This window comes from Micromonospora sp. WMMA1947, from assembly GCF_027497355.1.
Lineage (GTDB): Bacteria > Actinomycetota > Actinomycetes > Mycobacteriales > Micromonosporaceae > Micromonospora.
Genome location: NZ_CP114909.1, coordinates 47,571 through 71,428, shown reverse-complemented (window position 1 = coordinate 71,428; position 23,858 = coordinate 47,571). Strand labels below are relative to the sequence as shown.

At 71.6% G+C, this 23,858-nt stretch carries 21 protein-coding genes; 14 read left to right on the top strand and 7 right to left on the bottom strand.

Features of this window, described 5'->3' with window-relative positions; genetic code table 11:
- Positions 1-3: 3 nt before the first annotated feature.
- Complete coding sequence (locus tag O7604_RS00360; protein WP_281578506.1) at positions 4-1,095, top strand: alpha/beta hydrolase; 1,092 nt, start codon at positions 4-6, stop codon at positions 1,093-1,095.
- Positions 1,096-1,169: 74 nt separating this feature from the next.
- Here the strand turns inward: O7604_RS00360 and O7604_RS00355 are convergent, their stop codons facing one another.
- The gene (locus O7604_RS00355) at positions 1,170-1,802 is read right to left on the bottom strand and encodes an XRE family transcriptional regulator (RefSeq protein WP_269700899.1); all 633 of its coding nucleotides are present in this window, start codon (positions 1,800-1,802) and stop codon (positions 1,170-1,172) included.
- Positions 1,803-2,148: 346 nt separating this feature from the next.
- On the opposite strand from O7604_RS00355, the gene O7604_RS00350 reads away from it, so the two are divergent.
- The 5 genes from O7604_RS00350 to O7604_RS00330 all read left to right on the top strand — a co-directional run bounded on the left by O7604_RS00350 (position 2,149) and on the right by O7604_RS00330 (position 6,956).
- Positions 2,149-3,198, top strand: a complete 1,050-nt coding sequence (locus tag O7604_RS00350; protein ID WP_281578505.1) for a membrane dipeptidase — start codon at positions 2,149-2,151, stop codon at positions 3,196-3,198.
- A 31-nt stretch (positions 3,199-3,229) separates the two neighbouring features.
- Positions 3,230-4,843 carry an ABC transporter substrate-binding protein gene (locus tag O7604_RS00345; protein ID WP_281578504.1) on the top strand — a complete coding sequence of 538 codons (1,614 nt, stop codon included), beginning with the start codon at positions 3,230-3,232 and terminating at the stop codon, positions 4,841-4,843.
- Positions 4,844-4,910: 67 nt separating this feature from the next.
- A complete protein-coding gene (locus tag O7604_RS00340) occupies positions 4,911-5,777 on the top strand; it encodes a tetratricopeptide repeat protein (RefSeq protein WP_281578503.1) in 867 nt (288 codons plus the stop codon).
- A gap of 1 nt (position 5,778) precedes the next feature.
- Positions 5,779-5,979, top strand: coding sequence for a tautomerase family protein (locus O7604_RS00335; protein ID WP_018786431.1), 201 nt, complete (start codon positions 5,779-5,781; stop codon positions 5,977-5,979).
- A complete protein-coding gene (locus O7604_RS00330) occupies positions 5,976-6,956 on the top strand; it encodes a D-2-hydroxyacid dehydrogenase (RefSeq protein WP_281578502.1) in 981 nt (326 codons plus the stop codon). The genes O7604_RS00335 and O7604_RS00330 overlap by 4 nt, the downstream gene beginning before the upstream one ends.
- 62 nt (positions 6,957-7,018) lie before the next feature.
- Here the strand turns inward: O7604_RS00330 and O7604_RS00325 are convergent, their stop codons facing one another.
- Genes O7604_RS00325 through O7604_RS00310 form a run of 4 tightly spaced genes read right to left on the bottom strand, consistent with a single transcriptional unit; the run spans position 7,019 to position 11,634 of the window.
- Positions 7,019-9,214 carry a thiamine pyrophosphate-dependent enzyme gene (locus tag O7604_RS00325; RefSeq protein WP_281578501.1) on the bottom strand — a complete coding sequence of 732 codons (2,196 nt, stop codon included), beginning with the start codon at positions 9,212-9,214 and terminating at the stop codon, positions 7,019-7,021.
- A gap of 27 nt (positions 9,215-9,241) precedes the next feature.
- Complete coding sequence (locus O7604_RS00320; RefSeq protein WP_281578500.1) at positions 9,242-10,147, bottom strand: ABC transporter permease; 906 nt, start codon at positions 10,145-10,147, stop codon at positions 9,242-9,244.
- Positions 10,137-11,084 carry a nickel ABC transporter permease gene (gene nikB, locus O7604_RS00315; RefSeq protein ID WP_269700892.1) on the bottom strand — a complete coding sequence of 316 codons (948 nt, stop codon included), beginning with the start codon at positions 11,082-11,084 and terminating at the stop codon, positions 10,137-10,139. The genes O7604_RS00320 and nikB overlap by 11 nt, the downstream gene beginning before the upstream one ends.
- Positions 11,085-11,103: 19 nt before the next feature.
- The gene (locus O7604_RS00310; RefSeq protein ID WP_269700891.1) at positions 11,104-11,634 is read right to left on the bottom strand and encodes an Lrp/AsnC family transcriptional regulator; all 531 of its coding nucleotides are present in this window, start codon (positions 11,632-11,634) and stop codon (positions 11,104-11,106) included.
- Positions 11,635-11,754: 120 nt separating this feature from the next.
- Between O7604_RS00310 and O7604_RS00305 the strand changes: the two genes are divergently transcribed.
- The 8 genes from O7604_RS00305 (at position 11,755) to O7604_RS00270 (ending at position 22,133) form a co-directional block, all read left to right on the top strand.
- On the top strand, positions 11,755-12,792 hold the full coding sequence (locus tag O7604_RS00305; protein WP_281578499.1) for an ABC transporter ATP-binding protein: 1,038 nt from the start codon (positions 11,755-11,757) through the stop codon (positions 12,790-12,792).
- Positions 12,789-13,826, top strand: a complete 1,038-nt coding sequence (locus O7604_RS00300; protein WP_281578498.1) for an oligopeptide/dipeptide ABC transporter ATP-binding protein — start codon at positions 12,789-12,791, stop codon at positions 13,824-13,826. Before O7604_RS00305 ends, O7604_RS00300 begins: the two co-directional genes overlap by 4 nt.
- A 2-nt stretch (positions 13,827-13,828) precedes the next feature.
- The gene (locus O7604_RS00295; protein WP_281578497.1) at positions 13,829-15,256 is read left to right on the top strand and encodes an aldehyde dehydrogenase family protein; all 1,428 of its coding nucleotides are present in this window, start codon (positions 13,829-13,831) and stop codon (positions 15,254-15,256) included.
- 8 nt (positions 15,257-15,264) lie between these two features.
- Positions 15,265-16,212, top strand: a complete 948-nt coding sequence (locus O7604_RS00290) for a hydroxyacid dehydrogenase (RefSeq protein ID WP_281578496.1) — start codon at positions 15,265-15,267, stop codon at positions 16,210-16,212.
- Positions 16,209-17,387 (top strand): acyl-CoA dehydrogenase family protein, encoded by a 1,179-nt coding sequence (locus tag O7604_RS00285; protein WP_281578495.1) that lies wholly within the window; start codon positions 16,209-16,211, stop codon positions 17,385-17,387. Before O7604_RS00290 ends, O7604_RS00285 begins: the two co-directional genes overlap by 4 nt.
- A gap of 587 nt (positions 17,388-17,974) precedes the next feature.
- A complete protein-coding gene (locus O7604_RS00280; protein WP_281578494.1) occupies positions 17,975-18,418 on the top strand; it encodes a hypothetical protein in 444 nt (147 codons plus the stop codon).
- A gap of 126 nt (positions 18,419-18,544) precedes the next feature.
- A complete protein-coding gene (locus O7604_RS00275) occupies positions 18,545-18,943 on the top strand; it encodes a hypothetical protein (RefSeq protein ID WP_281578493.1) in 399 nt (132 codons plus the stop codon).
- A 52-nt stretch (positions 18,944-18,995) separates the two neighbouring features.
- Entirely contained in the window at positions 18,996-22,133 is a 3,138-nt protein-coding gene (locus tag O7604_RS00270) for a BTAD domain-containing putative transcriptional regulator (protein ID WP_281578492.1), read from the top strand.
- On the opposite strand, the gene O7604_RS00265 is transcribed toward O7604_RS00270, so the two are convergent.
- Positions 22,117-22,863, bottom strand: a complete 747-nt coding sequence (locus O7604_RS00265; RefSeq protein ID WP_281578491.1) for an ABC transporter permease — start codon at positions 22,861-22,863, stop codon at positions 22,117-22,119. The genes O7604_RS00270 and O7604_RS00265 overlap by 17 nt on opposite strands.
- Complete coding sequence (locus O7604_RS00260; RefSeq protein ID WP_281578490.1) at positions 22,860-23,801, bottom strand: ATP-binding cassette domain-containing protein; 942 nt, start codon at positions 23,799-23,801, stop codon at positions 22,860-22,862. The genes O7604_RS00265 and O7604_RS00260 overlap by 4 nt, the downstream gene beginning before the upstream one ends.
- Between the last annotated feature and the right edge of the window lie 57 nt (positions 23,802-23,858).

Below are 23,858 nucleotides of genomic sequence, written 5' to 3'. Positions count from 1 at the left end.
CGGGTGCGGCTCACTGTCGTGGCCGGCCCCGGCCTGGTGGCCGACCCGGCCCTGCTGGCGTCGCTGACCGCCGCCACCTGCGCCGAACTGGACGTCACCGGTCAGGTCGTCACCGTCGCCTCGGCCGGCGAACTGCGTTCGTTGCTCGCCGCGACGGACCAGCCGGTGGTGGCTTTGCCCGGACCCACGCCGGCGGCCCGTGCCCTCATCGGCGCGCAGCCGTCCGGCGTGGTCTGGTACGACCTGACCGTCGAGCCGCCGGTGCCCGGCGCGGTCCACCTGGCCGGACGGGGACTGTGGGGCCTGGCGTGGGCGATCCGGCACGCCGTGCACCGCCTCCGCGCGCCGGCCACCCGGATCGCCTACGGCCCCGACCCGGACCAGTGGGGCGACCTGCGGCTGCCGTCCACCCCGGACGCCGGCCCGGCGCCGGTCGCGGTGCTGCTGCACGGCGGGTTCTGGCGGTCCATCTGGGGGGCGGACCTGATGGACGCGCTCGCCGCCGACCTGGCCCGGCGCGGGTACGCGTCCTGGAATCTGGAGTACCGGCGCCCGGACCGGCACGGCTGGGACGCGACCACGCAGGACGTGGAGACGGGCCTGCGCGCGCTGCGGGAACCGGCCCGCGACCGGTTGGTCGACCTGGACCGGGTCGTCGTGCTGGGACACTCGGCCGGCGGGCAGCTCGCGCTGCGCGCCGCGGCGGACCTCGCCGCGCGTCCGGGCGGGCCGCGTGTCGCGCTCGCGGTGTCGCTGGCCGGAGTGCTCGACCTCACCGAGGGCGAGCGGCGCTACCTCGGCGACGGCGCGGTCGCCGCGGCGCTCGGCGGCTCCCCGGTGACGGCTCCGCGCCGGTACGCCGAGAGCGACCCGATGCGGCGCCTGCCGACCGGGGTGCCGACGCTGCTCGTGCAGGGGACGGAGGACAGCCTCGACCTCGTCGACGCCAACCGGCGCTACGCCGCCGCCGCGGCGGCGGCGGGCGACGAGATCCGCCACCTCGAACAGCCGGGGGACCACTTCGCCGTCATCGACCCGGCGTCGGTCATCTGGCAGGACACGATGACCGCCGTGGACTCCCGCCTCGGTCGCTGACACTACATAGCGAATCGCCCTCCTTGTTCACCTACGTGAAATCGGAGGGCGATTCGTGGTGCCCGGTGCGCCGGTCAGAACAGGCGGGGCGTGACCACCGAGACCACAGTGGTCACCGCGTCGGTGTCGTTGTAGAGCTGGTGCGGCACGGACGAGCGCAGGTGCACGCTGTCACCCGGGAACAGCCGGTGCTCGACGCCCTCGACCTCGTAGAGCAGCTCGCCGGAGATGACGTAGGCGAACTCCTCGCCCCGGTGGCCGTACGCGTTCTCCCGGCGCCCGCCCGGCGCGATGTGCACGAGCATCGGTTCGAGCACCAAGTCCGGTCCCCGGTCGGAGAGCATGCGGTAGGTCTGCTGCCCGGACACGTACTGCGTCGCGGCCGTCTCCGCCCTGGTCAGCGTGAAGTGCCGGGGGAGCGAGGAGACGGTGCTGTCCGGCGAGGGCGTGCCGGCGTCGAAGAAGTCGGCCACCGACCGGTCGAGCGCCTTGGCGACGCTGCCGAGCGCGGTCAGGCCGATGGAGGAGATGCCGCGCTCGACCTGGGACAGGAAGCCGATGGACAGCCCGGAGCGGGAGGCCAGACCGCGCAGCGTCAGCCCGCGTTCCTTGCGGTAGCGCCGGATCCGGCCGCCGACGACGCCCGCGGGCGTGTTCTCGTCCGCGGCGCCACCGGAGCCGGCCTGCTCCGACGGCTGACTGTTCATGGGCCGCACGGGGACCTCCTGTCGAGGTGGCGGAACCTCCGCCGGGATGTTCGATGGTATCGAACATCCCCGCAGGTCCGCGAGGGTAAGGAGGTCGCAATCCTCGGCGTACGGGATGGACTGCGTCACCCCCCTCCACAGTGCACCGTGCGTTTTCTCCGCTTCGAAGTCTTGGTGGCGCTATGACCCGTTCGCGCCGGACGGGCTGCCTCGATCGGTTTGCCGCGCGTCAGAATGACGAAATTCGTCACCTAGACACTGCGTACCGACGAGTTGGTGAGATTTCATGGACAACAAGTTGCGTGCCTCGTAGAGTCTCGGCATCTTCCGATGATCTGGAGATGACGTGAACACTGCCGCCACCGACCATCCCGCTCTCTCGGCCGCCGACGTGCACGCCGCCGCCACCGTGGTGGACGGAAGCACTGTCATCGAGCTGAGCGACGCCCACCTCGACCGGATCCGGCGAGGCGGCGTCACCGCTGTGAACCACACGGTCACCAGGCCGTACGCGGACACCGTCACCGCCCTGCGCGAAGTCAACCGCTGCCGCAGGTGGATCGACGCGCACCGGGACGACGTCCTGCTCGCCCTCACGGTGGACGACATCCACCGGGCGAAGGCCGAGGGCAAGGAGGCCGTGATCCTCGGCCCGCAGGACACCGAGATGATCGGCGCCGACCTCGACCTGCTCGGCACGTTCCACGACCTCGGCGTCCGCATCCTCCAGCTGACGTACCAGCGGCAGAACCTGCTCGGTGCGGGCTGCGGCGAGGACACCGACTCGGGGCTCTCGCACCGCGGCCGCACGTTCGTCAAGGCGATGAACGAGCTGGGGGTGCTGGTCGACGTCTCGCACAGCGGCGAGCGCACCGGCCTGGACGCCATGGACGCCTCGGACAAGCCGGTCGTCGTCACGCACTCGTTCTGCGACGCGCTGTCGCCGCACATCCGCGCCAAGTCGGACGGATACCTGCGGCGCCTGGCCGAGCAGAGCGGCGTCATGGGCATCACCACCCTGTCGGGATTCCTGTACCACCCGGACGACCCGTCCCGTCGTCCGGACCTGACCCGCTTCGTCGAGCACGTATCCCGCGTCGTGGAGGTGGCCGGCGTCGACCACGTCGCCGTGGCCACCGACTACGACGAGACGTGGACCGAGGAGATGCGGATCGCGCAGCTCAAGAGCATCGCGGAGGCGAACTCGAAGGAGCACCGGAATCTGCTGGGTGATTTCGGCTGGGAGGAGCGCCGGGCGATCGGCATGGACGACGCCTCGGACTTCCCGAACATCACCGCGGCGCTTCTGGCCGGCGGCTTCTCGCCGGAGGACGTGACCAAGATCCTCGGGGGCAACTGGCTTCGGGTCTATGGGGAGGCATGGAAGCCGGCCTGAAGCGCTAATCGTGACACTGCCAAGGAGACTGATGCGTACCCGAATTCTGATGAGAGCGCTGGCGGTGGGCGTCGTGGCGACGCTCGCGGCCGGCTGCGGAGGCGGCGAGCCGCCGTCGGGCAAGTCCGATGGCAACGCCAGTGACGGCCTCACCAGCAACGTCAAGCTGGAGGACGAGACGCAGGCCGCCGGCACGCCGAAGTCCGGTGGCCGGCTGCGGATCATGATCCGGCTGGACGCCAACGAACTCGACCCGCACCGGATGTCGGAGACCTCGGCCTTCGTCATCAACGAGCAGATCTACGAGTCGCTCGTGCAGTCGTACCGGGGTGAGATCAAGCCGGCCATCGCCGAGTCGTGGGAGCTGAGCGCGGACGGCCTGACCGTGACGTTCAAGCTGCGCGACAACGCGTACTTCCACAGCGGCCGCAAGGTGACCGCCGCCGACGTGAAGTACTCGATCGAGCGGATCAAGGACCCGGCCACCCGGGCACCGCGCGCCCGCAGCTACGAGGGCATCACCTCGGTCGAGGCGCCCGACGAGCGCACCGTCGTGATGAAGCTGGCCAAGCCCAACGCCGCCATCCTGACCCTGCTGTCCACCGCCGCGTCGTCGATCGTCGACCGGACCGTGGTCGAGAAGCAGGGCGATCTCAACGGCAGCGTCGACGGCGGCAGCGGGCCGTTCAAGCTCGCCGCCCGGACCACCGGCCAGGCCATCAAGCTGGACAAGCACGACAAGTACTGGGAGTCCGGGGTTCCGTACCTGGACGGGCTGGACTTCACCTTCAACCCCGACGACAACGCCCGCGCCGCCGCCGTGCGCAGCGGCACCGTCGACTTCCTGTGGCGGCCCGCGCCCGAGTTCATCGACGCGCTCAAGCGGGACGAGAAGCTCAAGTGGTACGGCGGCTCCGGCTCGCTGTCGCTGCACCTGCGGCTGAACACCTCGAAGGCGCCGTACGACAACGTCAAGGTCCGGCAGGCCATCTACATGGCGCTGGACCGGCAGGAGATCCTGAACGTCGCCAACTCCGGCTTCGGCACCGCGCTCAACGCCGGCTACCTGCCGCCGGACCGCTTCGGCGCGCTCAAGGAGCCGGTGTACGGCAAGCCGGACATCGAGAAGGCGAAGGCGCTGCTGGCCGAGGCGGGCTACCCGAACGGCTTCGACGCCAAGCTCATGGTCATCGCCACCTCGGCGTTCCAGGTGCGCTCGGCCGAGGTCGAGCAGCAGCAGCTCGCCAAGATCGGCATCAAGGTGACGCTGGAGTCGGTGGAGTCCACCATCGCCGACACCAAGACGAAGTCCGGCGACTTCGACATGTACCAGTCCGGCTTCGGCCTCACCTACGACCCGGACGAGCGGTTCACCGCCAGCTTCCTCAAGGGCGGCGGCCTGAACTACGGCAACTGGTCCGACGCGGAGTACGAGGACCTGGTCGTCAAGGCCCGCTCCGAGATGGACAAGGACAAGCGTGCCCAGCTCTACCAGCAGGCCGAGAAGATCCTCGCCGAGCGGGGCCCGGTGGCGATGACGTTCCTGAACGCCGACTTCGACGTGGTGCAGAAGGACGTCATGGGTTACCGCGGTGACCCGACGCCGACGTACCGCTTCTACCGGCACCTCTGGCTGGACCGCTGACGAACCGCGGAGGGGGCGCCGCCTCCCGGGGGCGCCCCCTCCGCCGTACCGCGACGAAAGGCAATCCATGACGTCCGTACCCCTGACCCACCGCTACATCATCGCCGCCCGGCTGAAGGGCTACCTCGGCAAGCACGAGGAGTCCGTGGCGCTGCTGACCGAGGCGCTCGAACTGGAGCCGGACAGCCCGCGCCTGCTGCGTTTCCGGGGGCACCGGCGGATCTCCATCAGTGACTACGCCGGCGCGATCGCGGACCTGCGCACCGCCGCCGACCAGCTCGCCGGCGTCGAGGACGAGTACGAGATGTACCAGCCGGAGGTGGAGAAGGACGTCGTGAGCCTGATCCTCGGCCGGCCCGAGGACGTGCGCCCGCAGCACCTCAGCGACACCGACGCCGCCGCGAACCCGGAGATCCTCGGCCGCTACAACACCACGCTGCACGCCTCCGTCTGGTACCACCTCGGCGTCGCCCAGTACCTCGCCGGCGACCTGGAGGGCTGCCTGCCCAGCTTCGCCGAGTCGGAGAAGGCGTCCCGGCACCAGGAGGGCCTGGTGGCGTCGCAGGACTGGCAGTACATGGCGCTGCGGCGCCTCGGCCGGACCGCCGAGGCCGAGGAGGTGCTCGACCGGTTCCGCAATGTCGACCTGGTCGACGAGCCGCACCTGGTGGGCTACGAGGGCCGGATGAAGCTCTACACCGGCCAGATCGGCCCGGACGAGCTGTGGGCGATGTGCGACGGCAACAGCCTCAAGACCGTCACCCAGGGGTACGGCCTCGGCAACTGGCACTACTACAACGGCGACGTCGAGAAGGCCCGCGAGGTCTTCGACGGGGTGCTCAAGACCCGCGTCACGCACGCCTTCGCGTACCTCGCAGTCAAGGCCGAGTACGAGCGCAACCCGGACTTCGCGACCACGAGCAAGGAGAACTGACATGGCAATCATCCGGGCCGAGATCGGCAAGCGGGACCAGGCCACCAAGGAAGCGATGATCGCTGACCTCACCGACGTGCTGGTCAAGTACGGCTCCCCGCGCGAGAACACCCACGTCCTGCTCTACGAGGTGTCGTACGACAACTGGGCCAAGGGCGGCGTGACGTACAACAACCGGAAGCGTGCGCAGGAGTCCTCGTGACCGGCGCCGTCGCGGGACCGCACGTCCTGCTCACCCCCAACCTGTCGGACCTGCTCCCGCAACTGCGGGAGCGGTTCCCGCAGTGCCGGTTCAGCCCGGTTGGCGACGGTGAGCCGGTACGCGACGAGTGGCTCGACGCCGAGGTGATCCTGCGCAGCGCGATGAACGAGGACACCTTCGACGAGCTGCTGGCCAAGTGCGACAGGCTGCGGTGGGTGCAGATCACCGCGGCCGGGTTCGACTGGGTGGGCGGCGAGCTGATGCAGCGCCGCCTCGCCGAGGGGCTGCTCTACACCCGGTCGCCCAACTCCTACAACGTGCCGATCGCCGAGTACGCCATCGGCGCGGTGCTGATGCGCTTCCGCGCCTTCCCGGAGCACCGGGAGGCGCAGGAACGCCGGGAGTGGGTGCGGATCACCGGCCGGGACTTCATCGGCAGCACGATGCTGGTGTTCGGCACCGGCGGCATCGGCGGCGAGGTGGCCTGGCGGGCCCGCGCTCTCGGAGTCGACGTGATCGGCGTGAACCGCTCCGGCACCCCGGCCGAGGGCTTCGACCGGGTGATCCCGTACGCCGAGCACATGACGGTACTGCCGGAGGCCGACTCGGTGGTCCTGGCCATGCCGCTGACCACCGAGAACCGCTACTTCTTCGACGCCGCGCACTTCGCGGCGATGAAGGAGTCGGCGGTGCTGGTGAACGTCGGGCGGGGCGCCCTCGTGGCAGAGGACGCCCTGGTCGACGCGATGCGGTCCGGCCGGATCGCCGGCGCGGTGCTGGACGTGTTCGAGGAGGAGCCGCTGCCGGCCGACCACCGGCTGTGGGACCTGCCGAACACGACGATCACGCCGCACACGTCGTTCCGCGGCACCGGCAACCTGCAGCGGCTCTACGCCGACTTCTGCGTCAACCTGGAGCGTTACCTGGCCGGCGAGCAGTTGGCCGGCCTGAAGCGGCAGCCCGATCTGGGGTACTGAGGCGGCCGAACGGGAGGCGGCCCACCGGATGATCCGGTGGGCCGCCTTCGTCGTGCCGTGCGTCAGTCGAGCAGCGCGCGGGCCGCAGTCAGCACGTCGTGCTCACCGAGCAGGACGTGGTCGGCCGCCGGGCCCAGCGGGACGTAGCTGTCGACGCTGTTGACGCGGGAGATCCGGCCCGGATAACCGGCGTCCACCAGGGCGGCCACCACCGCCTCGGACACCCCGCCGCCGGCCCGCGTCTCGTCGACCACCAGCACCCGGGGTACGCCGTCGAGCGCGGCGAGCAGGCTCGCGGCCGGCAGCGGCGCGAGCCACTGCAGGTCGACGACACGGGTGCCGGCGCCCCGCTCGGCGGCCAGCGTCCCGGCCACCCGCAGGCTCATCGGCACGCCGTTGCCGAACGTGACGAGCGCCAGGTCGCCGCCGTCGCGTACGGTGCGGACCTGCCCGAGTGGCGCCTCACCGGCCGCCCACTCGTCCGGTGGGGCGTACCGGGCCAGCCAGCCGCCGTCGCCGTCGGTGTGCAGGTCGCGGGTGTGGTAGAGCGCGATCGGCTCCAGGAACACGCAGACCCGCTTCTCCTGCTCGGCCAGCGCGAGGCACTGCCGCAGCAGCGCCGGCGCGGTGGCCGGGTGGGAGGCGACAGCCAGCGCCAGGCCGGGGATGTCGCGCAGCACCGCCACCGAGTTGTCGTTGTGGAAGTGCCCGCCGAACCCCTTCTGGTACGCCAGGCCGGCGATCCGGACGACCATCCCGTTGCCGTACTGCCCGTCGGAGAAGAACCGTAGCGAGGCGGCCTCGCCGCGCAGCTGGTCCTCGGCGTTGTGCAGGTAGGCGAGGTACTGGATCTCCGGGATCGGCAGCGTGCCGGCCAGCGCGCCGCCGAGCGCCACCCCGAGGATGGTCTGCTCGTCCAGCAGCGTGTCGAACACGCGGTTCGCGCCGAACGCCTTGCGCAGCCCGCGGGTGGCGCCGTAGACGCCGCCCTTGCGCGCCACGTCCTCGCCGAACACCTGCGCCTGCGGCCAGGTGAGCAGCGCGTCGTGCAGGGCGGCGTTGACCGACTGGGCGAGCGTGAGCGGCCCGCGCGCCTCGGGGAGCCGGCCGCCGAACACCTTCTCCCGGCCGGCGCCGGCCCGTGCGGCAGCCGCGCCGACCCGGTCGGTCCGGCGTTCGGTGAGCGGCCCGGTCACCGCCGCCGCGTCGGGCAGCCGCTCGACCCGCCCGAGCATCGCCTCCGCCTGGTCCATGACCAGTTTGCGGGCCTGCTCGTAGCGGGCCAGGCTCTCGGCCGGGGCGAGAATCCCGCGCCGGGCCAGCACCGCCGCCGTGGCCAGCAGCGGGTCGCGGGCGTAGTCGGCGAGGATCTCCGACCGGGACCGGTACGCCAGCTCCGCGTCGGAGCCGGCGTGGCCCATGAACCGGACCGTCCGCAGGTGCAGCACGGCGGGCCGGCGTCCGGCGCGTACCCGATGGGCCGTCTCGGCCGCGACGGCGAGCAACCGCACGGGGTCGGTGCCGTCGGCGGCGGTGTAGTCGAGGCCGGGCAGCGCGGACAGCATCCGGTCCACCCAGCCGTGCGGGGACCGGGTGCTGATGCCGATGCCGTTGTCCTCGCAGACGAACAGCACCGGCATCCCGAGCCCCTGGTGGGCGGCCCAGCCGACGGCGTTCAGCGCCCCGGCGGCGGTGGAGTGGTTGGCCGAGGCGTCGCCGAAGCTGCACACCACCACCGCGTCGGCCGGGTAGCCGGTGTCGCCGACGCCGCGGTCCAGGGCGAACGCCATGCCCATCGCGCGGGGCAGGTGCGAGGCGATGGTCGAGGTCTGCGGGATGATGTTCAGCTCCCGGTGCCCGAACACCTTGTGCCGGCCACCGGAGATCGGATCCCGGCGCGACGCGGCGGCGGAGTGCAGCACGTCGGTGACCGGGGTGGAGCCGGGAACCTGCCCGGCCCGGGCGGCGTAGAAACCGCCGGACCGGTAGTGCAGCAGCGCCGGGTCGGTCGGGCGCAGCGCCAGCGCGACGGCGGCGTTGCTCTCGTGGCCGCTGGACCCGATCGTGTAGAAGCCCTCCCGTTTCGACTGCAGCCACCGCAGCGCGAGGTCGAGGTGGCGGCTCTGGATCTGGGCGTCGAAGTAGTCCAGCAGCAGACCGGCGTCGACCTCGACGTCCGGCGACGGGTCGGCGGGCGCCGGGGCGCCCGCCGACCATTCCGACAGTTGACGAACCAGGTGTTCGTCGATGGTTTCCACGTTGCTCCTTGCCGGGGGTGCGAGGGGTCAGCGGCTGGAACGGCCGCGCAGTCGCGGGTCGAGCACGTCGCGAAGGGTGTCGCCTAGCAGGTTGAAGCCCAGCACCGCGATCATGATGCAGACGCCGGGGACGACGGACGGCCAGATCGACATCTCCATGAACGCCTTGCCGCTGGAGAGCATCGACCCCCAGGACGGCTGGGGCGGCTGCACGCCGAGCCCGAGGTAGCCCAGTGACGCCTCGACCAGGATGGCGGTGGCGAGGCTCGTGGTGAACTGCACCGCGATCGGGGCGACCGAGTTGGGCAGGATGTACTTGAAGATCAGCCGGGCGTTGCTGAGGCCGACCGCCTGGCCGGACTCCACGTACGGCTCGCGGCGCACCGACATGGCCGTGCCGCGCACGACGCGGGCGAAGCTCGGGATGAACACGAGGATCAGGGCCAGGATCAGGTTCTCCGTGCCGGGCCCCCGGGCGGCCACCACCGCCAGCGCGAGCAGCAGCGTGGGGAAGGCGAACATGATGTCGGTGGCCGGGGTGATGACCGCGTCGAGGAAGCCCCGGTAGAAGCCGGCGAGCAGTCCGAGCAGGACGCCGATCGCGCCCGCGCAGGTCACCACGATCAGGCTGACGGCCAGCGAGGTGCGTGCGCCGTACAGGGCCCGGCTGAGCAGGTCACGGCCGGCCTCGTCGGCGCCGAGCGGGAAGTCGCCGCCGGGCGCGGCGAGCCGCTGGTTGGACATGGCGGTCGGGTCGTACGGGGCGATGAGCGGGGCCAGTGCCGCCGCGGAGACCATCAGCACCACGATCACCAGGCCGATGGCGCCCACCCGGTCGCGCCAGATCAGGCGCAGCAACTCGAGGCTGCGGGGGGTCTTGCGAGTGGACGCCGCCTCGGCGGGGCGGCGGCCGGGGGCGATGTCAGTGACCACTGCGCAACCTCGGATCCAGGTAGGTGTAGATGAGGTCTACGAGGAAGTTGACGACGACGTAGAAGAAGGCCAGGAAGAGCAGGGTGCCCTGGACGACCGGGTAGTCGCGCTGGGAGATGCCGCGGATGACCATCGTCCCCAGGCCCGGCCAGGCGAACACCTGCTCGACGATCACCGTGCCGCCCAGCAGCGCGCCGGCCTGGATGCCCAGCACCGTCACGACCGGGATCAGCGAGTTGCGCAGCGCGTGCCGGCTCATGACCACGCGCTCGGCGAGGCCCTTGGACCGGGCGGTGCGCACGTAGTCCTGGTTGAGCACCTCCAGCATGCTGGAGCGGGTCATCCGCATGCTGATCGCGGCGAGGCTGGAGCCGAGCGTCACGGCGGGGAGGACGAGGTGCTTCAGGGTGCCCCAGAAGCCCTCACCCTCACCCGCGCCCTGGGACGGCAGCCAGCCCAGCGACACCGAGAAGACGTACACCAGCAGGATGCCGAGCCAGAAGTTCGGCAGCGACAGCCCGACGAGCGAGCCGACCCGGGTGGTGGCGTCCAGCAGCCCGTTGCGCTTGGTGGCACTGAGGACACCGAGCGGGATGGAGATGAGGATCGAGACCAGCAGCGCCGACACGGCCAGCAGCAGCGTGGACGGAAGGCGCTGCATGATCTCTTCCAGCACCGGCTGGCCGGTGCGCATCGAGGTGCCGAAGTCGCCCTGGACGAGGGCGCCGAGCCACCTCAGGAACTGCTCGTACACGGGCATGTCGAGCCCGAAGTAGCGGCGCATCTCCGCCTCGATCGCGGGGTCGCCGAAGTCCTGGCCCATGATCGAACTGATCACGTCGCCGGGGATCATTCGGATCACGAGGAACGAGATCACCGAGATCCCGAACAGGACTGGAATAACCGATAAGAGACGGGTCAACGTGATGCGCAGCATTGCGGGTTTCTCCGGTCGGTCAGGTGTCAGCGCCGGGTGTGCCGGGGTCCGCCTCCGCGTCCCAGCCGGCTTCCTCGTCCCCCGTGACGGCGATGTCGCGCGCCCACTCGTGCGCGCGCTTGGCGACCCGTAGCACCATCACCGACCTGCTCTCCATCACCCCGTCGAGGTTGCCGAGCCGCTCCGTCCAGAACCGCCGCATGGCGTTGCTGGAGGCGAAGTAGCCGACGGCGATGACGTCGAACTGGCCGGTCACGTGGTAGACGTACGCGATCTCCGGCATCCCGGCGAGCTTGTCGATGAGCCTTTCTGTGGCACCGGGAGCGCTCTGGATCTCGAACAGGGTGTGCACCGGCCGCCCCATGAAGGCGGCACTGGGAATGGCGGCGAACTGCAGCTGACCCTCGGTGACAAGCCGTTCCACCCGGCGTCGTACGGATCCCTCGGAGAGGCCGACCTTCGCCGCCAGCGCGACGTTCGTCTGCCTCGGGTCCTGAACGAGCTCCCGGATGATGCTGCGATCTTTCTCGATCGAGCTCTTGGATGCCATCTCGCTCCAACTCTTAGTGACGGAATTCGTCGCTGCTGGGAGCCTAGACGACGAACATCGTCTGTGCAACACTCCCCAGTGACGAATGGTGGCGTTCGGGAGTCTAACTCAGGGGGATCGATGGCCTTGTTGGAGGTCCGGGATCTGCGCACCGAATTCCGCGGCGCGCGGGGCTCGGTGACGGCGGTGGACGGGGTGTCGTTCACTGTCGACGCAGGGGAGATGGTCGCCCTCGTCGGAGAGTCCGGCTGCGGGAAGTCGGCGACCGCTCAGTCCATCATGGGGTTGATCGTGCCGCCGGCCGGTCAGGTGACCGGCGGTCAGGTGCTTTTCGAGGGTCGTGACCTGCTGCGACTGTCCGCACGGGAGCTGCGGGGCGTACGCGGCAAGGGCATCTCGATGATCTTCCAGGACCCGATGACCTCGCTGAACCCGGTGCTGACAGTGGGCCGGCAGATGACCGAGGCGCTGGAACTGCACCTCGGGATGAGCCGCCGGGCGGCCCGCAGGCGGGCCGTCGAGCTGCTGGAGATGGTGCGCATCTCGGCCGCCGAGACCCGGCTCAGCTCCTACCCGCACCAGCTCTCCGGCGGCATGCGCCAGCGCGTCATGATCGCCATGGCGCTCTCCTGCCGGCCGCGGCTCATCCTCGCCGACGAGATCACCACCGCGCTCGACGTCACCATCCAGGCGCAGGTGCTGGACCTGCTGCGGGAACTGGCGCTGGAGACCCGCACCGCGGTCCTGCTCATCACCCATGACCTCGGCGTGGTCGCCGGCATGGCCGAGCGGGTGAACGTCATGTACGCCGGGCAGATCGTCGAACGCGCCGGCACTGTCGACCTGTTCCACCAGCCGCAGATGCCGTACACCTGGGGTCTGCTCGGCTCGGTGCCGCGCCTCGACCAGGCTCGCGGCGGCAAGCTGCGTCCCATCGCCGGCCGCCCGCCGGAGCTGTCCGAGTTGCCTCCCGGCTGCCGCTTCGCCCCGCGCTGCGTGCACGCCCGCGACATCTGCCAGGGCGAGTCGCCCGGCCTGACCACCGTCCCGGACCGCGACCAGCTCACCCGCTGCTGGGGCATGCGCCCGCCCGAGCAGGGCGGCTGGCTGACCACGACGGACCGCTTCGCCGACCAGACCGCGGAGGTGCGCTCATGACGACCACGGCCCCCGACACCGCCCCGGACCCGCTGCTGCGGGTGCGTGACCTGGCCGTCGACTTCAAGGTGCCGGTACGCGGCTCGCTGCTGCCCGCCCGGCTGCGCGCGGTCTCCGGTGTGGACCTGGACGTGCGGCGCGGCGAGATCATCGGCGTGGTCGGCGAATCCGGCTGTGGCAAGTCCACCACCGGGCGGGGCATCCTCCAGCTGCTCAAGCCCAGCCAGGGCACCGTCACCTTCGACGGCACCGAACTGACCACGCTGGACCGCCGGCGGATGCGGGGCATGCGCCGGCAGATGCAGATGATCTTCCAGGACCCGTTCGCCTCGCTGAACCCCCGCATGACGATCGGCGAGCTGATCGAGGAACCGCTGCTCGTGCACTCCGACCTGCCCGCGGCGGGCCGGCGCGCGAAGGCGCGGGAGACCATGCAGATGGTCGGGCTCAGCGAGAAGTGGCACGACCGCTACCCGCACGAGTTCTCCGGCGGTCAGCGCCAGCGCGTCGGCATCGCGCGCGCCCTGGTCAGCAACCCGCAGTTCATCGTCGCCGACGAGCCGGTCTCCGCGCTCGACGTCTCGGTGCAGGCGCAGATCGTCAACCTGCTGGAGGAACTCCAGGAGGAGCTGGGCCTGACCATGATGTTCATCGCCCACGACCTCGCCGTCGTGCGGCACCTCTGCGACCGCATCGCGGTGATGTACCTCGGCACCGTCGTCGAGGTCGGGGACTGCGAGGACATGTACGACCGGCCGCGCCACCCGTACACCCAGGCCCTGCTGTCGGCGGTGCCGATCCCCGACCCGCTGATCGAGACCGAGCGCCGGCGGGTGATCCTCAGCGGTGACGTGCCCAGCCCGCTGAACCCGCCGTCCGGCTGCCGGTTCCGGACCCGCTGCTGGAAGGCGCAGGACGTCTGCGCGACCGAGACCCCGAAGCTCACCGGCGACGGGCACCAGGTCGCCTGCCACTTCCCGGAGAACGCCGGCCCGCAGGGCGAACCGGTCGCCGCCGTCGGCGCGGGGCGGTAGACGTGTCCGTGCCGTACCACCGCAACCTCGTCGACGGCGAGTGGGTAGACGGGGAACGCCGCCCCAACCTCAACCCGGCCCGCCCCGGCGAGGTCGTCAGCGAGTACGCCGCCGCCGACCGGGAGACGACCCGCGCGGCGATCGCGGCGGCAGGCCGCGCCCGGCCCGGCTGGGCGACGCTGCCCGTCGGCGACCGGATGCGGATGCTGGACCGGATCGGCGCCACCATCCTGGACCGAGCCGACGAACTCGCCACGCTGCTCGCCCGGGAGGAGGGCAAGCTGCTCGCCGAGGCCCATGGCGAGGTCGTCCGCGCCGGGCAGACCTTCCGCTACTACGCCCACCAGCTGCTCCAGCCCACCGGTGAGGTCTACGCCTCCACCCGCCCGAACGTGCACGCCGAGGTCCGCCGCCGTCCACTGGGCGCGGTCGGGATCATCACGCCCTGGAACTACCCGCTGGCGATCCCGGCGTGGAAGGTCGCGCCGGCGCTCGCGTACGGCAACACGGTCGTGCTGAAACCCGCCGAGATGGTCCCCGCCAGCGCCGGCGAACTCGCCCGGATCATCGCCGGCGCCGGTGTCCCGGCCGGCGTGTTCAACCTGGTCATGGGCGCCGGCTCGGTGGTCGGCGAGGAACTGCTCACCAGCGACGGACTCGACGGCATCTCGTTCACCGGCGGCACCCACACCGGCGCGCACGTCGCCCAGCGCTGCATCGCCCACGGCAACAAGCGGTTCCAGCTGGAGATGGGCGGCAAGAACCCGCTCGTGGTGTGCGACGACGCCGACCTGGAGGTGGCGGTGCGCTGCGCGCTGGACGGCAGCTTCTTCAGCACCGGCCAGCGCTGCACCGCCTCCAGCCGGCTGATCGTGACGACCGGCATCCACGACCGGTTCGTCGCGGCGCTGGCCGAGGCGACGCGGGCGCTGCGCGTCGGTGACCCGCTCGACCCGGACAGCCAGCTCGGCCCGGTGGTCAGCGCCGGTCAGCTCGACCAGAACCTCGACTACGTCCGGATCGGACGCGACGAGGGCGCGACGGTCGCGGCCGGCGGGACGCACGACGGGCAGTTCATGCGACCCACCCTGCTCGTCGGTGCGCGCAACGACATGCGGGTGGCCCGGGAGGAGATCTTCGGCCCGGTGTCCTGCGTGATCCGCGCCGCCGACCTCGACGAGGCGGTCGACCTCGCCAACGACACCGACTACGGGTTGTCCGCCGGGATCGTCACCACCTCCCTGGCGACGGCGGAACGGTTCAAGCGCGACGCCCGCGCCGGCATCGTCACCGTCAACCTGCCCACCGCCGGCACCGAACTGCACCTGCCGTTCGGCGGCACCGGCGCCTCCAACCACGGCCCGCGTGAGCAGGGCGGCTACGCCCGCGACTTCTACAGCGTGCCGGTGACCTGCTACACCGGCTGGTGAGGACCCCGATGCCCGCTCAGATCCTGCTCACCGAGCCCATCGCCGAGGCCGGGATGCGGCTGCTGCACGCCGCCGGTGAGGTGACCGTCGCCCACCTCACCGACCCCGCCGCGCTCGCGGCCGGCCCGCTCGCCACCGCCGACGCGCTCGTGGTGCGCTCCTCCCCGGTGACCGCCGCGATGCTGGAGGCCGCACCCCGGCTCCGGGTCGTCGGACGGCACGGCGCCGGGCTCGACGGCATCGACCTGGCCGCCGCGCAGCGGCTCGGCGTCCCCGTGGTCGGCACGCCCGGCGCCAACGCCGACTCGGTGGCCGAGTTCGTCGTCCTGGCCGCGCTCGCGCTCGCCCGGCAGCTCACCCCCGCCGTGACCACGCTGGCGGCCGGTGGCTTCCCGCCCGGCCGGTCGCTGCCCGGCTCGGTCGTCGCCGCCGGACTGACCGGCACCATGCTCGCCGGCCGCACGCTGGGACTCGTCGGCCTCGGCGCGATCGGCCGGGGCGTCGCCGCCCGCGCCCGCGGGATGGGCATGACGATCCTCGGGTACGACGTGGCAGTCACCGAGCCGCCGGACGGCGTACGTCTGGTGGACCTGGACACTCTGCTCGCCGAATCGGACGTGGTCAGCCTGCACGTGCCCCAGACGCCGCAGACCACCGGCCTGATCGGCGCCGGCGCGCTGGCCCGGATGCGGCCGCACGCGCTGCTCGTCAACACCGCGCGGGCCGGCGTGGTCGACGGCGCGGCGGTGCTCGCCGCGCTCGACGCTGGCCGGCTGCGCGGCTACGCGGTCGACGTGTTCGCGCCCGAACCGCCCGCCGCCGACGACCCGATGCTGCACCACCCCCGCGTCCTCGCCACCCCGCACATGGCGGCGATGACCACCGACGCGCTCGACGCGATGGCCGTCGCCGTGGCGCGCGGCGTCCTCGCCCACCTGGAAGGAACCCGTACGTGACACTGACCGTCCCCGCGTTCGCCCTCGACTACTTCGGTGTGGACACGCTCGTCGACGACGACACCCGGGAACTCCAGGCCGCCGTGCGTGGCTTCGTGGACCGGCGGATCCGGCCGGAGGTCGCCGCCTGGTACGAGGCGGGCCGGCTGCCGGTGCGGGAACTGGCCCGGGAACTCGGTGAGCTCGGCGTGCTCGGGATGCACCTGGAGGGCTACGGCTGCGCCGGCACCTCGGCCGTCGCGTACGGCCTGGCCTGCTTCGAGCTGGAGGCGGGCGACTCGGGCCTGCGGTCCCTGGTCTCGGTGCAGGGGTCGCTGGCCATGTACGCGATCTGGCGCTTCGGCTCCGAGGAGCAGAAGCGCGAGTGGCTGCCCCGGATGGCCGCCGGTGAGGCGATCGGCTGCTTCGGGCTGACCGAGCCGGACTTCGGCTCGGACCCGGCCGGCATGCGTACCCGGGCCCGCCGCGACGGCGCCGACTGGGTACTCGACGGCACCAAGATGTGGATCACCAACGGCTCGGTGGCCGACGTCGCCGTCGTGTGGGCGCGTACCGACGAGGGCATCCGGGGCTTCGTCGTCCCGGCCGGCACGCCCGGGTTCACCGCACCGGAGATCACCCGCAAGCTCTCCCTGCGCGCCTCGGTGACCTCCGAACTCGTCCTCGACGGCGTGCGGCTGCCGGCCGACGCGATGCTGCCGGAGGCGACCGGCCTGTCCGGGCCGCTGTCGTGCCTCAACGAGGCCCGCTACGGCATCGTCTTCGGCGCCCTCGGCGCCGCGCACGACTGCCTGCAGACCACAGTCGCGTACGCCCGCAGCCGGCAGATCTTCGACAAGCCGCTCGCCGCGTACCAGGCCACCCAGCTCAAGCTCGCCGACATGGCCCTGGAACTGGGCAAGGGGATGCTGCTGGCGATGCAGATCGGCACCCTCAAGGACGCCGGCACGCTGGACCACCGGCAGATCAGCCTGGGCAAGCTCAACAGCGTGCGGGAGGCCATCGCCATCGCCCGCGAGTGCCGGACGATCCTCGGCGCGGCCGGCATCACCCTCGACTACCCGGTGATGCGGCACGCGAACAACCTGGAGTCGGTGCTCACCTACGAGGGCACCTCCGAGGTGCACCAGCTCATCATCGGGCAGACGCTCACCGGTCACGCGGCCTTCCGCTGACCGTCCACCTCGCCGAGGACCACGTGCCCGGCCCGTGATCAGCCGATCCGGGCCGGGCACGTGGCTTCACCGGCGGAGAACCAAGCAGACCGCCCACCCCATCGGAGTGGGCGGTCCAACCGATCATCCAAAAGGGACTGCGGATCGGCTTCGATCTGCTGAATTTCGATTCATCACTCGCTGGCTTTCATGTCACCCTCGTGTGCCGAACCAGCAAGGGCGGGCACCGCTTCAGTCGGAAGCGATCCCGAAGTCTGGCCCCTGTCGATGAGGGCGTGGCAGCCTCTATTCCATTGCAGCTCCGCAATTTATTCGAGCTGATCGTCATGTTCCTGCCAGCCTTCATCGGAGGTAACCATGTCGTGCGCATGTGTCAAAGCCGGTCGGTCCAAGTGCGCCTGGTGCAAGGAGGCCGAAAAGATGGGCCGGCCCGCCTCCGGTCACAACTGCCAGTGGGGCCGGTGTTCCTGAGTCGAGGGCCGGGTGCAAGCGGACGTCAAAGCGGACGACGGGCGACCGGACGGGATCCGGCGATGTGGTGACTGGATCAGTAGGGACCCCAGAACCTCGGGAGCGACATGGGACTCATGGATCACAACCGGACGTGGCTTTTCGAGTTGCGAGCCGCGCCGGGCGACTGCATCGCAGCCTTCAGGGATGCGATGAAGGGGAAGAGCGGTTTCAGTCTTCGTAAGGCGGAATGGCATCTGACGCCTGCGCGGAGCGAGCACGGATTGCCGGCGATGGTGGCCACCTACGAGGGCCGGGGCGGGGCAGCCAGCCTGGCCACGGCTTTGTACGGGAGAAGGGCGGCGGAGACGGAGGCTGCGGCCAAGGGCTCCCAGATCACCTTCGAGATCAAGCGTTTCGACGCGGATGCGGGCCTGACGGCGTGCGCGATGTGGTTGAGCCTGGCGGGGAAGCAGATGGTGGTCTTCACCCCGGACGCGGGCTTCTATCGCAGTTACATGAACGATGTCGCACGGAAGCTCGCCGAACTGGACCCGGAGATCTCGGCTACCAAAGCCTGAGCCGAGGTAGGAATCGGTCCATGGTCACGGCGTGTGCCGGGGCCGTGGGCCGATTGCTAAAGAACTGACGGGAACTCGACAACTGGCTTCCTCGGCCGCGCCGATGCCAGTAGGAAGAAACAGGTCATGAGTTTTTTCGCGCGACGCCCCAGGGAACCCGCGGAACGGTTTCCGGGAGACCTGCTTGGCGTACTCGAGCGCTTCGGCCGATTCGAATCCGGTCCCCAAGGAAGCGAAGCCGACTACGACGAGTTCGTTCGACGACTGTTCGTTCCCTACGTGGAGCAGGCGAACAACGACCCGCACGACTTCTTCTCCGATCTGCAGGCCGTGGTCGCTGACGACGCCGGCGGCTACGCGACCTTCGGGGCGGCACGGCTCGTCTGGGAACTGCTGACCGGAGAGGTGAAGTACAAGCCGCCGGCGCCCGCCCTGGCGCTCGTCAGGGCGGGCATCGAGTTCAAGCGCGCGCATGGTCTGGCGCTCACCTTCTGGGAGATGGACCTGTCGCGCCCGGCCACCTGACCGGTGGGGGCGGTGGACCGGACCGGGCCGCCGGGCGTGGCAGGATCGGCGCGTGCAGATCGGGTTGCTCGGGCCGTTCCAGGTCACCGTCGACGGCGGCGTCCCGGCCGACGTGCCGGGCGCGCGGCTGCGTGGGCTGCTGGCCGCCCTCGCACTCCAGCCCGGCCGGGTGGTCCCGAAGGCGACGCTCGTCGACTGGATCTGGGGCGAGCAGCCGCCCGCCGACGCCTCGAACGCGCTGCAACGCCTCGTCTCCCGGCTGCGCAAGGCGCTGCCGGCGGGCGCCGTCGACGGGCTGCCCGACGGCTACCGCCTCGCCGTCGAGCCCGACACCGTCGACGCCGTACGGTTCGAACGTCTTGTCGGCCGGGCCCGCGACGGCGACGGGCCGCAGCGGGTACGGCTGCTGCGCGAGGCGCTGGGCCTGTGGCGCGGCGACGCGCTGCGCGACATCGGCCTGCCCGACAGCCCGGCGCTCGACGCGGCGGCCACCCGGCTGGAACGGCTGCGCCTGACCGCGACCGAGGACCGGTACGACGCGGAGATCGGGCTCGGCCGGGAGGCCGACCTCGTCCCGGAGCTGACCGACCTGGTGGCCGCCCATCCGGTGCGTGAGCGGCTCGCCATGGCGCTGATGCGCGCGCTGGTCGCGGCCGGCCGGGACACCGAGGCGCTGATGGTCTACCAGCGCACCGCCGACGCGCTCGCCGACGCCCTTGGCGCTGATCCGTCGCCGGAGCTGTCGGCGCTGCACGTCGCCCTGCTGCGCGGCGAGACGGCACGCCGCGACGACACCCGCCGGACCAACCTGCGCGCCGAGCTGACCAGCTTCGTCGGCCGGGACGCCGACCTCGCCGCCGTCGGCGCGCTGGTGGCCGAACACCGGCTCACCACGCTCACCGGTCCGGGTGGCTCCGGCAAGACCCGGCTGGCCACCGAGACCGGCCGCCGGATGACCGGAGACCTGCGGGACGGGGTGTGGCTGGTGGAGTTCGCCGCGATCAGCGCCGACGGGGACGTGGTGCAGACGACGATCTCCGGGCTCGGCCTGCGCGACGCGCTGCTCGGCGACGCGGGCAGCGCGGAACCGGTCGACCGGCTGGTCGCGGCGATCCGGGACCGGGCGATGCTGCTGATCCTGGACAACTGCGAACACGTCGTCGAGGCGGCGGCGACGCTGGCGCACCGGCTGCTCGGCGAGTGCCGGCGGCTGCGGATCCTGGCCACCAGCCGGGAGCCACTGGGCATCACCGGGGAGGCGTTGTGGCCGGTCGCGCCGCTGGGCCTACCCGGCGGCGACGCCCCGGTCGCCGAGGTCGAGTCGTCGCCCGCCGTTCGCCTGCTGCGGGACCGGGCCGCGGCCGTCCGCCGCGACCTGGCGTTCGACGAACACACGTCGGCGACCATGGCGCGGATCTGCCGCGCGCTCGACGGCATGCCGCTGGCCATCGAGCTGGCCGCGGCGCGGCTGCGCACCATGTCCGTCGACCAGCTCGCCACCCGGCTCGACGACCGGTTCCGGCTGCTCACCGGCGGCAGCCGGACCGCCCTGCCCCGGCACCGGACGCTGCGCGCCATGGTCGACTGGAGCTGGGAACTGCTCACCGACGCCGAACGCGCGGTGCTGCGCCGGCTGTCGGTGTTCTCTGGCGGGGCGGGCCTGGACGCGGCCGAGCGGGTCTGCGCCGGCGGCGCCGTCGAGCCGGGCGACGTGCTCGACCTGCTCACCACACTCACCGAGAAGTCGCTGCTGGTCGCCGCCGGCGACGTCGCGCCGCGCTACCGCATGCTCGGCACCATCAAGGAGTACGCCGCGCAGCGGCTCGCCGAGGCGGGGGAGACGCACACCGCGCGCCACGCGCACCTGGCGTACTTCACCGCGCTGGCCGAGGCCGCCGAGCCGCGGCTGCGCCGCGCCGACCAGCTCACCTGGCTCGCCCGGCTCGAAGCCGAGCACGACAACATCACCGCCGCGATGCGCGGCGCGCTCGCCGCGGGCGAGGGACGCGAGGCGATGCGGCTCGCAGCCGGCGCCGGCTGGTACTGGTGGCTCGGCGGCCACCGGACCGAGGGCATGGAACTGATCGTCGCGGCCACCGAGACGCCCGGCGACGTGCCCGACCACATCCGCGCCGTGGTGTACGGGCTGGTGGTGGTCTTCCTCACCTCCGGGCCGGGCGACGCACAGCACGCGGCCGAGTGGATCCACCGGGCGTACCGGTTGAGCGGGGAGGGTCGCGGCGGGCACCCGGAGCTGGCCCTGGTCGTGCCGATGGAACGGATGCTGCGGGAGCCGGACGCGCTGCTGCCCGCCTGGGAGTCGCTGCTCGACCACACCGACCCGTGGGTACGCGCGCTGGCCCGGCTGCACCTGGGCAAGCTGCGCGTCATCCTCGGCATCGAGGCGGCGGAGGCGGAGGCGTGCCTGCGGCAGGCGCTCGCCGAGTTCCGGGCGGTGGGCGAACGCTTCGGCATCTCGTTCGCGCTGAGCGAGCTGGCCGAGCTGATCGCCGTCCGCGGTGACGTGGCCGCCGCGTGCGCGTACTACGAGCAGGCCGTCGCGGCGGTCACCGAGGTGGGCACGGTCGAGGACGTGATCCGGATGCGGGCACGGCTGGCGTGGCTGTACCGGCTCGACGGCGACGAGGCGGCGAGCGCCGCCGCGGTGGCCGAGGCGCAACGGCTCGCCGCCCGGGTCGCCTGGCCGGGGGCGCTGGCCGAACTGGCGCTGGTCCGGGCGTACATGGCCCGCCACGACGGCGACGCGGACGAGGCGTACGCGCAACTGCGGGCGGTGTCGGCGCTGCTCGGCGACGAGGCGGACCTGGCCGGCGTCCGGGCGGGCACCCAGGATCTGCTGGGCTACCTGGCCGAGGACGTCGAGCAGGCCCGTACCCATCGGGCGGCGGCGTGCCGGGCGGCGCGCGAGGGTGGCTACGCGCCGCTGACCGCGCAGGTGCTCGTCGGCGTCGCGGACCTGGCCCTGCGGCTGGACCGGCCGGACCAGGTGGCGCGGCTGCTGGGCGCCGCCACCGCGGTACGCGGGCTGCCCGACCGCACCCACCCCGACGTGCCCCGGATCGAGGCGGCGGCGCGCGACCGCCTCGGCGACGCGGGGTTCGCCGAGGCGGTCGCAGCGGGCCGGGAGACCGGCTGGGAGCGGCTGGTCGAGATCACGCTCGCTTCGTGAACGTGGACCGCGCCCACAGGTAGCCGACCAGCGCGATGCCCGCGCACCAGGCGATCGCGGGGATCACGTCGCCGGCCGACGGCGCGCCGCCCAACAGGCCGCGCAGGGACTCGATGATCGGCGTGAACGGCTGGTACTCGGCGAACTGCCGCAGTCCCGGCCCCATCTTGTCCGCCGGCACGATCGCGCTGCTGAAGAACGGCAGCAGGACCAGCGGTACGGCGGCCATGCCCGCCGACTCCGGCGACTTCGCGAACAGGCCCAGCGCGACGGTGAACCAGCTGACGGCGATGCTGAGCAGCACCACCATGCCGGCCGCACCGAGCCAGTGCAGGGGGTCGGCGGCCGGGCGGAAGCCGAGCAGGAACGCCACCCCGACCAGGGCCGCGACGGCGAGGACGTTCGTCAGTACGGTGGCGACGACGTGACCTGTCAGCACCGCGCCCCGGGAGACGTGCATGACCTTGAACCGGTTGATGATGCCCTTGGTCATGTCGGAGCTGACCGACGTCGCGGTGCCGCCGAGGCCGTAGCAGACCGCCAGCAGCATCAGGCCCGGCGTCGCGTAGTCGACGTAGTCGACACCGACGGAGAACGCGTCGCCGAGCATGTAGACGAACATCAGCATGACGATGATCGGCATCAGCACCGCGTTGAACACCGAGGTGGGGTTGCGGCGCAGGTGCGTCAGGTTGCGGCGCAGCATGACGACCGAGTGGTTCCTGCTCATTTCGCGGCCACCTCCGGGGCGCGGCCCGTCAGGGCCAGGAAGACGTCGTCGAGGTCGGGGGTCTGTACGGACAGGTCGCCGGCGGTGATCGCGTGCGCGTCGAGCCGGTCGAGCAGGGCGCGCAGCGCCGTGGTCCCGCCGTCGGTGGGCACACGCAGCGCCAGCGTCTCCTCGTCGCGTACCGCGCCGGGCAGCACCTCCGCCGCCGCGTCGAGTTCGGCGACGGTGCCGAACCGCAACCGCACGTGCGTGCCGGGGATCCGGCGCTTCAGCTCCTCCGGTGTGCCCTGGGCGACCAGCCGGCCCTGGTCGAGCACCGCGATCCGGTCGGCGAGGCGGTCGGCCTCGTCGAGGTACTGGGTGGTGAGGAAGACCGTCACGCCGCCGGCCACCAGCTCCCTGATGATCGACCACATGGTGCGGCGGCTGCGCGGGTCCAGCCCGGTCGTCGGCTCGTCCAGGAAGATGATCCGCGGCTCGCCGACCAGCGTCATCGCCAGGTCCAGCTTGCGGCGCATGCCCCCGGAGTACGTCGACACCAGCTTGTCGGCGGCCTCGACCAGGTCGAATCGCTCCAGCAGCTCGGCGACGACCCGCTTGCCGGGCACGCGGTCGCGCGGGCCGAGGTCGACCATCAGTTGCAGGTTCTCCCGCCCGGTCAGCAGTTCGTCCACCGCCGCGAACTGCCCGGTCACGCCGATCGCCGCGCGGACCGCCTTGGCCTCGGTGACCACGTCGTGCCCGGCGACCCGCACCGACCCGGCGTCCGCGCGGATCAGCGTGGTGAGGATGTTGATGGCTGTCGTCTTGCCGGCCCCGTTCGGCCCGAGCAGGGAGAAGATCGTCCCGGCGGGGACGTCCAGGTCGATGCCGTCGAGCACCACCCGGTCCTTGTACGCCTTACGCAGCCCGGAGACCGCTATCGCTGAACTCGTCATGCGACCACCATGGGCGGCCGTACCGCCACCGCCCTGACACGGCGCTGACACGGCCGC